Genomic DNA, 12,606 nt, shown 5'->3' on the forward strand with positions numbered 1-12,606 from the left:
CCAGCATCAATGTGAGCCTGTGATTTAGCTTTTGATACATAGAATCCTGTGCATTCAAGAACTACATCAACACCGATTTTTCCCCAAGGGAGATTTGCAGCGTTAGCTTCCTTGTAGATTGTGATTTTCTTTCCATCTACAACGATAGCACCTGGTTCTTTTACAGTTTTTCCGTCTTCAGCAAGAACGTCATCAATGTGAGAAACTGTGTGTTTTCCTTCACCAATTTTTCCCATGAATCCACCCTGTGCTGTATCATATTTAAGAAGGTGAGCAAGCATTTTTGGGCTTGTAAGATCGTTGATAGCAACTACTTCATATCCGTCAGCTTCAAACATCTGGCGGAATGCAAGGCGACCAATGCGGCCGAAACCGTTAATAGCAACTTTAACCATGGTAAGTTAACTCCTTGAATAAATTATTCTATAGCAACTATTTTATTCTTATTGCAGTTTATTGTCAATAAAGTGTTCTATGTTCTTTTTCAATGTATTTAAAACATTTTTTTTATCCGCGGACCAAAGCGGAGCAATTAGAATTTTTTTTGGACCATCTCCTGTTATTCTGTGGACTACAATTTCAGGCGGAAGAATTTTTAAGCACTCGCAGACAAATTCGCAGTATTCCTCAAGTTCAAAAAGCTTAAAAGGATTCTCTTTGTATTCCTGCGCCATTTTTGTTCCCTCAATAATATGCAGAAGCTGAATTTTTATTCCGTTAAGTCTAGGAGTTAATTCGGAAAGATATTTAACAGTCTGAATCATAAGCTCTTTTGATTCACCTGGAAGCCCGAGAATTATATGCGCAATAACTTCGATTCCTGCTGACTTTAATTTGTAAAAGCAGTTTTCGAATTCTTTTAAAGTGTAGCCTCTGTTTATTTTTTTTGCTGTTTGCTCGTGAATTGTCTGAAGTCCAAGTTCAATCCAGACAGGTTTTATTTTATTCAGTTCACAGAGAAGGTTAAGAATTTCATCTGGAATACAATCCGGGCGGGTTGCAATTGAAAGCGCGACAATTTCTGGGCGTCTGATTGCGCCAAAGAAAATTTCTTTGAGTTTTGCTATTGTAATATTTTTGTTTGTGTAAGTATTTGTGTACGACTGAAAATACGCGATGTATTTTCTTTTTTCAGGCGGAATGTTTTTTGGAAATTTTGAGTCAACTCTTTTTTTTGCTTCTTCAATTTGAATTTCTATTGGCGCTGGCTTTGTCGCAAAATCTCCAGAGCCTCCTTGAGAGCAAAATGTGCAGCCTCCGCTTCCTTTTGTTCCGTCGCGATTTGGGCAGGTGCAGCCAGTTGAAAGAGAAAGCTTGTAAACTTTGCAGCCGAATTTTTCTTTTAAATATGAATTGAGTGTTTTATAGCTCATTTTAACTTTTAGTTGCGTCCGTAAATTTTTTCAATTTGATTTGTGTATTTTCCGTCGTCGCCATAAATTGTTATTGGACTTTCTATTTTTAAATAAGGCTTTGCGCATTTTTCAGATTCAAGCAGAACCATTGAAGCTTCTTTTTCTTTATTTGGAAAAACAAGTTTCATTCTTTTTGGTGCAAGTTTATATTTTTCAAGCAAAGAAAAAATTTGCGGCAGGCGGAAAGATTTGTGAATCAGAAAAAATTTTCCATGGGATTTTAAAAGAGCGGAGGCAGTTTTTATTACGTCCTCGAGCGTGCAGAAAATTTCATGGCGTGCAATGGAAAGGGGGTCGTCCTTGTTTGTGTTTCCATTTGAAACTTCTATGTAAGGCGGATTAGAAACAACTGCGTCAAAAGAATTTTTTTGCAATACTTCAAACGGCTCTTTTATGTCTGTGCAGAATACTTTGATTTTTTCTTGCAGGTTGTTCATCTCTACGCTTCGGCTTGCCATGTCTGCTGATTCTTTTTGAATTTCTATGCATTCAAAATTTGCCTTTGGATTTTTTTCTGACATTAAAAGCGGAATTATTCCTGTTCCTGTTCCCAAATCGCAAACTTTGCATTTTCCTTTTGTATGCGCAAAGTCAGATAAAAGAACTGCGTCAATTCCAAAGCGGAATTCTTTTTTTCCTTGAATAAGCTTAAGAGGTTTTGCATGAAGATTTTCAATTGTTTCGCCAGCTTTAAGATTCATCTTTTTTGATTTGCAGAAATTATGAAAATTGTATTTTTTGTTTTCCAGTTGAAAATATTTTTTTCCGCAGCCTGAATAAAAAGCTCTTTGAGTTTTTCGAATTTTTCATTGCCGAGTTTTCCTTTTATAAATTTGCCGTAGGAAGAATTTTCTGCGTTAAACCAACGTTCGGTTTCTTGCGCGCTGATTTTTCGCTTTTCCAAAATAAATGCAGACTTGTAAAGACAAGAAAAATTATTTTGCTCAAAAATATTTTTTACAGTTTCTTCGTCCCATGAAAAAATCGGATTCATAGTGTTTTCAAAAAACTCTTTTTCCGCCTGCTCTGATTCTTGAAAAAGTTTTTTTATTTCTTTAGGTGCGACTTTTTCTTTAAAAAGTGTTTCTTCAATTAGCTTTGTTAAATGCTGGCCTGAACAAGGAATTCTTTGCGAAATTACAGCTTGTGCATTTTTTTCAAAGAAAGGAAAAAGTTCTTTTGTTCCGTTTTGAACTTCTTCTGTGCTGAAGGAAATGTCTCGTTTTATTTTTTCTATTCCAAAAAATCCGTCGCTTAAAGAGACACAAAGCTCTTCGATGTCTTCTTTTGTAGAAAAAATATCGCGGGCAAAAAATCTGTCAAATTCTACATCTCCAAAAACTGCAATCGAATCTCTTAGCGTGTCTTTTTTTGTGCAGAGTTTTGGCTTGTCTAGTTCTTCAAGTGTTGAAGCGTAGCGTGCCAAAGATTGCATTCCTGCTTGAGTTCTGCATATTCCGCATACTAAGCCTTCTGGAGTTTTTCGTATAAGGTCAAATAAAAGAAGCGCGTCGTCTGCATTTGCAACAAGACATCTATGGAATCTTAAAATATTTACGGCTTCTGTCATTGCATTTCGTATTCCAAGCAAAGTCTGTGCCTTGTTTGTTTCAAGTCTTGCCCGCCAAAGTGATTCACCTTTTTCAAGAACTGAATTTTTTCTTGGACTTTCCGCGGTATATGTAAGATTTTCTCCAGTTTTTTTTAAGCCGTGAAAATGTCCTGCTTCTTTCCACCAGTCAGAAACTGCATTTATGTGCTCTAAGTCTTTTTCTTCGCTATCTTCAAGAATTGATGCAATTTGTGCTTCCCTGCGTGAAAGAATATCTTCTCTGATTTTTGCCTCGTAGCCTTGAGTTGAAGGAGTGTAGAAAACTTTTCCAACAAGAGTGTCCGGCAAATATTGCTGCGCAACCCAATGGTCTTTATAAGCGTGCGGATAAAGGTAGCCTGCTCCGTGTCCGAATCCTTCTGCATCTCTTGAAGCGTCCCGCAAATGATTTGGAACATCGGCATCTTCTTTTTCAACAGAAGACAAAGCGTCAAAGAATGCCATTGAGGAATTTGACTTTGGCGCAGTTGCAAGATACAAAGCCGCGTGTGTTAAAAAATATCTGCCTTCTGGAAGTCCTACACGGTCAAAGGCGGCGGCGCAACTTTCAATAATTGAAATTGCATTTGGATCTGCAAGTCCGGTATCTTCGCAGGCAGAAATCAGCATGCGACGAAAAATAAAATGCGGATCTTCTCCAGCTTTTACCATTCTTGCAAGCCAGTAGCATGCGGCATCTGGATCTCGTCCTCGTAAACTTTTTATAAATGCGGAAATTATGTCGTAATGGTAGTCTCCGTCGCGGTCATAAAGGACAACTTTTTTCTGAATTGATTCTTCGCAGGCTTCTTTTGAAATGTAGATTGTACTTCCAAAACTTGGCGGCCATTTTTCTGGAGTCGTTTCAACTGCAAGTTCCAGCGCATTTAAAAGGCTTCTTGCGTCTCCGTTTGCAGTTTCAATTAAATGCTCCAGCGCGCCTTTTTCAAATTCGACTTTCCATTTTCCATATCCGCGTTCTGTGTCGGCAAAAGTTTGTCTTGCGGCTTTTAGCAAATCTGTTTTTGTAAGCGGCTTGAGCTGAAACACTCTGCTCCTTGAAACAAGGGCTTTGTTCACTTCAAAAAAAGGATTTTCTGTTGTTGCGCCTATTAAAATTATAGTTCCGTTTTCAACCCAAGGAAGAAGGGCGTCTTGCTGGCTTTTATTCCAGCGGTGAACTTCGTCTACAAATAAAATTGTTTTTCTTTTATAAAGATTTTTTTGAGTTTCAGCATCGGAAATCGCTTTTCTAATATCTGCAACGCCTGTGAGAACTGCATTTAATGTAATGAAATTTGAACTTGTGTGGTTTGCAATTACGCGCGCAAGTGTTGTTTTGCCTGTTCCTGGAGGTCCGTAGAAAATAACGGAAGTAAGCTGATCTGCCGCAATTGCCCTTCTTAAAAGCCTTCCTTTGCCTACAATATGTTCCTGCCCAATATACTCGTCAAGAGTTCTTGGCCTCATTCTGGCAGCAAGAGGCTCGTGGGAATCTTTTAAGTTGGAAAAAAGCTCATCCATTTTTCTAGGCTAGTCTCCGTCGCGGTTCCATTCTTTTTGTGCAGGATACCAGGCGTAAAGACCTGTGTCGTCCCAAGAGTCGGAGCTTGAGCGGATTGAGCCGTAAATTGTTGAAGAAGCGTATTCATCAGTTCCTTCTGTTGTTGAATAAGAACCTTCTTTTTTATTTGGATTAAGAACAAAGACCATGAATACGTATTCAGAAATTACAGAGCCTCCATTGCCTGTCATATTTGTAGTGCTGCCGCTTGGTGTGCCTGTTGATTCATCTATTGCAACTCTTGCAAGTCCGCTTGAAGTTCCAAGCAGAATGTAGTCTTTTGCAGCGGCAATAGAAAGAAGTCCGCCAGCGTCAAGATCTACTGAGCTTTTTTCGCCGGAAGTTGTTATCCAGTAAAGATCAGAGTCTCTGTTTACGTTGTTGCTGCTTGTGTAAGTTCCAGTGTAATAAAGACAGTTTGCGTTGGAAGTCATTCCGTAATATTTTGAAAAATAATTGTTGCCATTAAAATAGCAAGCTGAAATTGCATTTGTAGCAGTGGATGACTCATCAACAAATGTTGGATTAGAAACTTCTGTAGGTACGTTGTTTCCGTTCAATTCATAAAGCTTGTAAGTGCCATTGGATGTGGCTCTGACTCTTGCATAAGCTTTTCTTTGATCAACTGAAACTGAATTGTTGTCGTCTACAGAAAAATATTTGTTGTCAAATATTACTTTTGCATTTTCAAAAGAATAGTTTCCGCCGCTGATGTTTTCAACTTTTGTCCAAGCAAGTCCAGTTGCAGGATCTGACTCTGTTGCGTAAATTGTCGCTGTCTTTGGCTCGTTTTCGCCGTCGTCATTTTCAACCCAGATGTAAGTCAGCGCATAAAGATATTGGCTGTCGGCCGCAAGAAAATATGTTGTGGCAGGAATTCCGTTGTCTCCTTTTTCTGAAGTAGGGGAAGTTGTTTTATCCCATTGCCCATTGTAGCTGTTTGTTGATGTCGAAGGCTCGTTTGTCTTGTAAAAAATTTCACCGTTGCAAGTTAAGATGTAGTTCTTGTAGTGAACGATTGAATGCATATCGCCTTGCAAGCCGCTTGAGTTCAGTTCTATTTCGTTGTTGATTGCGCCGTAAATGTCATCGTGGCAAGAAGTAAATCCTACAAGACAGGCAAAAGCTACGGAAAGAAAAATACTGTTTATAATTGACTTTTTCATTTGTTTCCCTTTTGTAAAAATTAGAAATGGTATCTTGCTGTTACGCTGAATGTAAGAAACTGCCCTGCAAAGTTTTCCGCATTGTCGTTGTACCAAGAAGCGAACTGCGGCATAAAAAGATACGAGGCTTCAAGTCCGAGCGACCAGCTTTCTGTAAGACGGAACATTGCGCCAGCTTCCGGTTTTACAACAAGCCCCGGAAAGTAGTTTTTTCCGCCGAAAGATTCCCATGCAAATCCAAGTCCGATTGTGAGCGGAAATTCAAATCTGCCTGCAACCGGCTGGTAAGTGAACGCAGCAATAAATGGAACATAGTTGAATACATGGCTTCCAATTGAAACATTGAATCCAAAGCTTACATCAAATCCAATTGCCATTTTTGAAGTCAAAAAGTAATGGTAGCCCAAAGAACCAATTCCGCCAAGTTTTAGTTGCGAGTCTCCTTTTATGGCACTTTCAAAGTCTGGAAAATTCAACGGAAGGCAAAGACCAAGCGCAATTTTTATATACTGGTCTCCAGGAAGATTCATTCCAAGGTCAAAGCTTATGTCGTCTTCTGTGTATTCGTCTCCGTCTTCGCTGTCATCGCCTGAATTTTCATTCTGTGAGCTTTGCATAAAAGTTGTCCTTGGAAGAGAAGCCTGCGCTGCTGAAATGTAAATTCCTATAATTCCTACGCTCAAAAGCGTAATCAAACGTTTCATAATTTTTCCTTATAACATAAAAGCAAATTCTTCTATGGCAATTTGTTCTGTTTTTTTATATTATGCTTAGGCAGTTTTCAAATGGATTTTTCCTTGAATATTGCCAAGCGATTATACTTGGTTTCAAGGATTTTATCAATCTAGCGGATATTTTGAATTCTGCATCTGCTTTATAAAAAAGAAAACAAAAAAATGGAAGGTTACAGATGAGCGCAAAAATTATAGACGGAAAAGCAATTGCGGCGGAAGTAAAAGCTGATGTTGCAAAAAAAGTTTTGGAGCTTAAGAAAAGCGGAATTACGCCTTGCCTTGCAGTTATTCTTGTGGGAAACAATCCTGCGAGCGTAAGCTATGTTTCAGGAAAAAGAAAAGCTCTTGCGGAAGCCGGAATGGAAGACAGAAGCATAGAACTTCCAGAGTCAACCACAGAGCAGGAGCTTTTATCTTTAATTCAAAAACTTAATGAAGACAAGACCGTGCATGGAATTCTTGTTCAGCTTCCGCTTCCTTCGCATATTGATGAAAAGAAAGTTACAAATTCAATCAGCCCGGAAAAAGATGTGGATGGTTTTCATCCAGTTAATGTGGGCAGGCTTGTTACAGGCGAAAAAGGATTTCTTCCCTGCACTCCAAACGGAATAACTGTTTTATTGAAGAAAATGAACATCGAAACGAGCGGAAAAAATGTCGTGGTTGTTGGACGCAGCAATATTGTTGGAAAGCCTATGGCTCTTTTGATGCTTAGAAAGGAATTCAATTCAACTGTTACAATCTGCCACACAGGAACAAAAAATCTTTCAGAATACACAAAAAAAGCTGACATTCTGATTGTAGCTTCCGGCCGTCCGAACACAGTTACCGCTGACATGATAAAAGATGGCGCGGCTGTAATTGATGTTGGCGTAAACCGCATTCCTGATTCCACAAAGAAAAGCGGATTCAGACTTTGCGGCGATGTTGACTTTGAAGGCGCAAAAGAAGTTGCGGGCTTTATAACTCCAGTTCCGGGTGGAGTTGGTCCTATGACAATTGCAATGCTTATTTTTAATACTTTGGAAAGCGCGGAAAATTTTAAGGCTCAAAATGATTGACATTCAGAGTTCAAAAGACACGCGCGAAATTCCCTTGCAGAAAGTTGGCGTTACAGATTTGAGCTATCCTGTTCAGGTTTTGGACAAGACGGAAGGCTCTCAAAAAACGTGCGCAAAAGTGAATTTGTTCGTGAACTTGCCGCATAATTACAAGGGAACTCACATGTCGCGCTTTATAGAAATTTTCCACCGCCACAGGGAAAATCTTGGAATGAAGCAGTTTCTTTCCATGCTTGAGGAAATCAGAAAAAGCCTTGATGCGGAGCGCGCGTTTGGCTCAATGGAATTTCCTTTCTTTATGAAAAAGCAGGCTCCGGTTTCACATGCGGAAAGCATAATGTGCTACAAATGCACTTACGAGGGCGAGGTTAGTTCTGATTCTAGCAGTTTCTTTATAAAAATTGAAATTCCTGTTACAACTTTGTGTCCTTGCTCAAAGGCAATCAGCCAGTACGGTGCGCACAACCAGCGCGGAATTGTTACAGTCAAACTTAAAAATTCAAGCCTGTTCTGGATTGAAGACGTGATTGAAGAAGTTGAAAAAAGTGCAAGCGGCGGACTTTACAGCATTTTAAAACGCCCGGACGAAAAGTTTGTTACCGAGCACGCTTACGAAAATCCCAGGTTTGTGGAAGATGTTGTGCGCGAAGTTTTTATTGCGCTAAAGAATTTTTCAAAAAGCGAAAAGCCTTTCAGCTGGTTCAGCGTAGAATGCAAGAATTTTGAAAGCATTCACAATCACAATGCCTACGCTTACACAGAATTTAATGAAGCATAAAAAATGCCGGAGCTGCATTGCTGCGTTCTCCGGCACAAGGGGCTTTTAGTTTATGAGTGTCTTTACGTCAACAACGCCGTTTTTTCCGCCGAATCCGTCATCAGTTGTAGCCGGAGCGTTTTTGTCTGTCATCCAGTTTCCGTTTATGATGAACTTGTAAGTAAGCACGCTTTTTTCTGAAACAACTTTTCTGAAGACAAAAGTGTCGCCTTCTTTTTTCATTGTCTTTGCGCCAGACTGCCAGTTTGTAAAGTCGCCTGCAAGAAGAACATTTTTTGCGCTCGGATGCGAGAACGAAAATGTAACTTCAACTTTTCCATTGTCGAGCTTTTTGCAAGCCACATCAGCGAAAACTGCCGCAGAAAACAGTGCCATTGCGGCTGCCATTGCTAAGATTTTTTTCAATTGAAATTTCCTCCTTTTTTCAATCTATGTTCAGAATTTTATAATGACAAAAAGTCTGTGTCAAATAATTTGTAAAAATATTACAAAAATTGTTTTTCTGAATGCTTTTTGTACTTAAAAATCACACTTTTGTTGTATTTTTGCCGCAAATTAAATATAAGTTTTTTCAATTGTGCAATGACAGTTTATTCTTTATAATGGGCAAATGACTTATTTTTTTGAAACTTACGGCTGCGAGATGAACATTGCCGAAAGTGCTTCCGTTGAACAGATTTTAATTTCACGCGGCTGGAAAAAGGCTGAAAATGTTCAGCTTGCCGACCTGGTTGTAATAAACACTTGCTCTGTGCGCGGTTCCGCAGAAGAAAGAATATTCGGGCGGCTAGGATTTTTTTCCGGGCTAAAGAAAGTCCGCTCGTGTGCTCCCGACGCTAAAAAAAGAAACATGGAAATTGCCGCGGAACATGTGCAGAAAAACGGAGCAGTTCCGCTTACCGTGGTTGTAATGGGCTGCATGGCTGAACGTCTTTTAAAGTCGCTTCAAAAGCAGTGGCCTTGCGTTGACTATGTTGTGGGAACTTTTGCAAAAAATAAATTCGGCGAAATAATCCAGGCAGTTGAAGAAGGCCAGAAATATATTCAGACTGACGAAGAGCCTGTCTACGTTTTTGCGGAAACTTCGTATGAAGAAGGAGCGTTTTCAACTTTTGTTCCTATTATGCACGGCTGCAACAACTTCTGCTCTTACTGCATTGTTCCTTATGTGCGCGGAAGGGAGGTGAGCCGTCCTATAGAGCAAATTCTACACGAGCTTGATGTGCTTGCCGGCCGCGGTGTAAAGGAAATAACGCTTTTAGGGCAGAACGTAAATTCTTACAAGGGAGCGGACGGAATGAATTTTCAAGCTCTTTTAAAGACAATCTGCCGCCATTTGGAAAAAACAAATTCTCCTATTGAATGGATTCGGTTTGAGTCAAGCAATCCCAAAGATTTTTCGGACGAGCTTATAGAAGTTATTGCGCAAGAAAAACGCGTTTGCACTGGGCTTCACATTGCGGTTCAGCATGGTTCAAATTCAATCTTAAAAGCCATGAACAGAAAATATACGCGCGAACAGTATCTTTTGCTTATTCAAAAACTGCGTTCTCGTGTCCCAGAAATTCAGCTTACAACGGACATAATGCTTGGCTTCCCCGGAGAAACAGAAGAAGACTTTGAGCAGGCTGCTTCGCTTATGAAGGAAGTGGAATTTGAAAGCGCATTTATGTACTATTATAATCCGCGGGAAGGAACTCCAGCCGCAAAAATGCAGAACCAGATTCCGCTTGAAGTGAAGAAAGAGCGTCTTCAGAAAATCATAGACATTCAGCTTGGAATTACAAGAAAAGTGATGGAAAAGCAGGTTGGAAAAAACATAAGAGTTCTTGCCGACATTATAAGCCGCGACAACGCCAAGGAGCTTTTGGGCAAGACTGAGCAGAACGAGCGCATTGCATTTGAAGCCCCTGTTTCCTTAATCGGAAAATTTGTGCAAGTCCACATAGACAGCCTGAACGGAAACACATTTAAAGGCAGCCTTGTTCAATAGCTTAAAATGTCATTTCCTTGCAAACGAGTTTGTTATTGCCGTGCTTGACACGGCAATCTAATGTAAAATTTCACAGATTATCAACAGGGTTTCTTTTAGAAACATCGCAGAATCAAGCCGGATAATGGCATGGGTGGTTGGATTCTGACAGAGGTATCTTGATAATGACAGGGCTGCTTAGGAAATCAACTTTTAATTGAAAATCAACTGAAAAACTGCTAGAATACGGAAGTTTTCAGGTTTGACATGGAAACAAAATCTTTAATTTAAATAGAGGCATTTTATGAAAAAAGCTGTTGTTTTGGCATTTGCATTGGCGGCTTGCATGGTTCTTCCTGTAAGCGCAAAGAAAAAGTCTGTTCAAATCAAAGGAATAGAAGACCTTGACGGAAAACGCATCGGAGTTCAGGGTGGCACAACCGGAGAAACTTACGTTCAGGAAAACTTGAAGAATGCAAAGCTTTCTTCTTTTAAGTCTGGAATGGACGCTGCTCTTGACCTTATGAACGGCCAGATTGACGCCATTGTTCTTGACGAGCTTCCGGCAAAGCAGATTGTTTTGCGCAACAGCAAAAAGCTTAAGATTGTAGACTCAAAGTTTGCGCAGGAAGAATATTCAATCGCTGTAAAAAAAGGTAACTCATCTCTCTTGGAAGCAATCAACAAGACAATCGCTTCTCTTAAGTCCAACGGCGGATACGAAGAGCTGGTTAACGCATTTATGCCTGCTGACGGAATTGTAAAAATTCCTAGCGACGAAGTTCTTTCTGGAAAAGTTGTAAAGCTTGGAACAAACGCCGCGTTCCCTCCTTTTGAATATGTAGAAGGAACAAAAATTGTTGGCTTTGACATTACAATGGGACAGAAAATTGCAAAGGACTTGGGACAGACTCTTGAAGTTGTTGATATGTCTTTTGACAGTTTGATTCCGGCTCTTTCTAGCGGAGCGATTGACTTTATTGCGGCTGGAATGAGCGTTACAGAAGATCGCAAGAAGAACGTGGACTTTTCTGAGCCGTACTTTACTTCGAATCAGGTTATTATAGTCCGCAAGTAGCTTTTGGAGACGGCTGTGTTTGATTCAATTTACGATACGCTTATTTCCGGGCAGCGGTGGCTTTTGCTTCTGCAGGGACTGGGAGTTACAATTTACATCGCTATTGTTGCGATTATCCTCGGAACGATTTTGGGAGCAGTGTTCGCGCTGTTCAAGATTTCAAAGAATCCTATTTTGAGGATAATTGCGGAAATCTACACAACCGTTATCCGCGGAATTCCTTTGGCAACCCAGCTCATGATTTTCTACTTTGTTGTTTTTGCACCTCTTGGACTTGACCGTGTGCTGGTTGCGACTCTTGCCTATGGAATAAATTCCGGGGCTTACTGCACAGAGATTTTCCGCGCTGGAATACAAGGCGTGGATTCCGGGCAGATGGAAGCAGGACGTTCTTTGGGGCTGAATTACTGGCAGACTCTTACGATGATAATTTTTCCGCAGGCAGCAAAAGCTGTTCTTCCTACTTACACAAGCGAATTCATAGTTCTTATAAAAGAAACTTCCGTGGCAAGCTTTATTGCAGTCATGGATCTTACAAAAGCCGGCGACATGATTCGCAACGCAACTTACAACGCCTGGATTCCGCTTCTTTCGTGCGCGCTTATATATCTTTGCCTTACGCTTGGGCTTACAAAGCTGTTTTCGATTCTTGAAAAAAGGATGGCAAAAAGTGATAGAGACTAAAGACTTGAAAATAAGCTTTGGAGAACTGAAAGTTCTAAAAGGCATAACGCAGACAATAAAGCAGGGCGAAAAAGTTGTGATAATAGGGCCTTCCGGCTCTGGAAAATCCACTTTTCTGCGCTGCCTTAATCTTCTTGAAACTCCAGATTCCGGCTCTATTCTTTTTGAAGGAAACGACATCACAAGCAAAAATGCGGACATAAATCTTGTGCGCCGCCAGATGGGAATGGTTTTTCAGCATTTTAATCTTTTTCCGCATCTTACAGTTCTAAAAAATATCACGCTTGCGCCGGTTAAGCTCAAACTTCTTTCTCAAAATCAGGCGAATGAAAAAGCAATGGAGCTTTTGGAGAGAATTGGACTTGCGGACAAAGCGAACGTTTATCCTTCAACTTTAAGCGGCGGCCAAAAGCAGAGAATTGCGATTGTGCGCTCCCTTGCTATGTCGCCAAAAGTCATGCTTTTTGACGAGCCTACCAGCGCGCTTGACCCAGAAATGGTCGGCGAAGTTCTTTCTGTTATGAAGGAGCTTGCAAAAGGCGGAATGACAATGGTTGTTGTAA

General features: G+C 40.3%; 13 protein-coding genes. 6 read left to right on the forward strand and 7 right to left on the reverse strand.

Features of this window, described 5'->3' with window-relative positions:
* The 6 genes from B4C08_RS07350 to B4C08_RS07375 all read right to left on the reverse strand — a co-directional run.
* Window positions 1-395, reverse strand: a 395-nt coding sequence (locus B4C08_RS07350; RefSeq protein ID WP_296664198.1) for a glyceraldehyde 3-phosphate dehydrogenase NAD-binding domain-containing protein, incomplete at its 3' end; no start/stop codon positions are given.
* Window positions 396-443: 48 nt separating this feature from the next.
* Window positions 444-1,373, reverse strand: a complete 930-nt coding sequence (locus B4C08_RS07355) for a TIGR01212 family radical SAM protein (RefSeq protein WP_296664199.1) — start codon at window positions 1,371-1,373, stop codon at window positions 444-446.
* A gap of 8 nt (window positions 1,374-1,381) precedes the next feature.
* Window positions 1,382-2,116, reverse strand: coding sequence for a tRNA1(Val) (adenine(37)-N6)-methyltransferase (locus B4C08_RS07360; protein ID WP_296664200.1), 735 nt, complete (start codon window positions 2,114-2,116; stop codon window positions 1,382-1,384).
* Window positions 2,113-4,530: an AAA family ATPase gene (locus tag B4C08_RS07365; RefSeq protein WP_296664201.1), complete on the reverse strand. Its 2,418-nt coding sequence runs from the start codon at window positions 4,528-4,530 to the stop codon at window positions 2,113-2,115. The genes B4C08_RS07360 and B4C08_RS07365 overlap by 4 nt, the downstream gene beginning before the upstream one ends.
* A 9-nt stretch (window positions 4,531-4,539) precedes the next feature.
* Window positions 4,540-5,736 carry a hypothetical protein gene (locus B4C08_RS07370; RefSeq protein ID WP_296664202.1) on the reverse strand — a complete coding sequence of 399 codons (1,197 nt, stop codon included), beginning with the start codon at window positions 5,734-5,736 and terminating at the stop codon, window positions 4,540-4,542.
* Between the two features lie 20 nt (window positions 5,737-5,756).
* Window positions 5,757-6,440, reverse strand: coding sequence for a TP0733 family outer membrane beta-barrel protein (locus tag B4C08_RS07375; RefSeq protein ID WP_296664203.1), 684 nt, complete (start codon window positions 6,438-6,440; stop codon window positions 5,757-5,759).
* A gap of 206 nt (window positions 6,441-6,646) precedes the next feature.
* On the opposite strand from B4C08_RS07375, the gene folD reads away from it, so the two are divergent.
* Window positions 6,647-7,531, forward strand: a complete 885-nt coding sequence (folD, locus tag B4C08_RS07380; protein ID WP_296664204.1) for a bifunctional methylenetetrahydrofolate dehydrogenase/methenyltetrahydrofolate cyclohydrolase FolD — start codon at window positions 6,647-6,649, stop codon at window positions 7,529-7,531.
* Window positions 7,524-8,309 carry a GTP cyclohydrolase FolE2 gene (gene folE2, locus B4C08_RS07385; protein WP_296664205.1) on the forward strand — a complete coding sequence of 262 codons (786 nt, stop codon included), beginning with the start codon at window positions 7,524-7,526 and terminating at the stop codon, window positions 8,307-8,309. Before folD ends, folE2 begins: the two co-directional genes overlap by 8 nt.
* A gap of 45 nt (window positions 8,310-8,354) precedes the next feature.
* Here folE2 and B4C08_RS07390 read toward each other — a convergent pair whose 3' ends face one another.
* Window positions 8,355-8,714, reverse strand: coding sequence for a glycogen-binding domain-containing protein (locus B4C08_RS07390; protein ID WP_295799940.1), 360 nt, complete (start codon window positions 8,712-8,714; stop codon window positions 8,355-8,357).
* A gap of 205 nt (window positions 8,715-8,919) precedes the next feature.
* Here B4C08_RS07390 and miaB point away from each other — a divergent pair, with 205 nt between their 5' ends.
* The 4 genes from miaB to B4C08_RS07410 form a co-directional block, all read left to right on the forward strand.
* Window positions 8,920-10,302: a tRNA (N6-isopentenyl adenosine(37)-C2)-methylthiotransferase MiaB gene (miaB, locus tag B4C08_RS07395; protein ID WP_296664206.1), complete on the forward strand. Its 1,383-nt coding sequence runs from the start codon at window positions 8,920-8,922 to the stop codon at window positions 10,300-10,302.
* A 283-nt stretch (window positions 10,303-10,585) separates the two neighbouring features.
* A complete protein-coding gene (locus B4C08_RS07400) occupies window positions 10,586-11,359 on the forward strand; it encodes a transporter substrate-binding domain-containing protein (protein WP_296664207.1) in 774 nt (257 codons plus the stop codon).
* Window positions 11,360-11,374: 15 nt separating this feature from the next.
* On the forward strand, window positions 11,375-12,043 hold the full coding sequence (locus B4C08_RS07405) for an amino acid ABC transporter permease (protein WP_296664208.1): 669 nt from the start codon (window positions 11,375-11,377) through the stop codon (window positions 12,041-12,043).
* On the forward strand, window positions 12,030-12,606 hold a 577-nt coding region (locus tag B4C08_RS07410), incomplete at its 3' end, for an amino acid ABC transporter ATP-binding protein (RefSeq protein WP_296664209.1). The genes B4C08_RS07405 and B4C08_RS07410, both read left to right, overlap by 14 nt.

It is taken from the genome of Treponema sp. UBA753, assembly GCF_002297325.1.
In the GTDB taxonomy this organism is placed as follows: Bacteria; Spirochaetota; Spirochaetia; order Treponematales; family Treponemataceae; genus Treponema_D.

Bases quoted from the DNA above. Each gene is read 5' to 3' on its own strand.
- B4C08_RS07355 (WP_296664199.1), bottom strand. From the start codon at position 1,373: ATGAGCTATAAAACACTCAATTCATATTTAAAAGAAAAATTCGGCTGC.
- B4C08_RS07360 (WP_296664200.1), bottom strand. From the start codon at position 2,116: ATGAATCTTAAAGCTGGCGAAACAATTGAAAATCTTCATGCAAAACCT.
- B4C08_RS07365 (WP_296664201.1), bottom strand. From the start codon at position 4,530: ATGGATGAGCTTTTTTCCAACTTAAAAGATTCCCACGAGCCTCTTGCT.
- B4C08_RS07370 (WP_296664202.1), bottom strand. From the start codon at position 5,736: ATGAAAAAGTCAATTATAAACAGTATTTTTCTTTCCGTAGCTTTTGCC.
- B4C08_RS07375 (WP_296664203.1), bottom strand. From the start codon at position 6,440: ATGAAACGTTTGATTACGCTTTTGAGCGTAGGAATTATAGGAATTTAC.
- folD (WP_296664204.1), top strand. From the start codon at position 6,647: ATGAGCGCAAAAATTATAGACGGAAAAGCAATTGCGGCGGAAGTAAAA.
- folE2 (WP_296664205.1), top strand. From the start codon at position 7,524: ATGATTGACATTCAGAGTTCAAAAGACACGCGCGAAATTCCCTTGCAG.
- miaB (WP_296664206.1), top strand. From the start codon at position 8,920: ATGACTTATTTTTTTGAAACTTACGGCTGCGAGATGAACATTGCCGAA.
- B4C08_RS07400 (WP_296664207.1), top strand. From the start codon at position 10,586: ATGAAAAAAGCTGTTGTTTTGGCATTTGCATTGGCGGCTTGCATGGTT.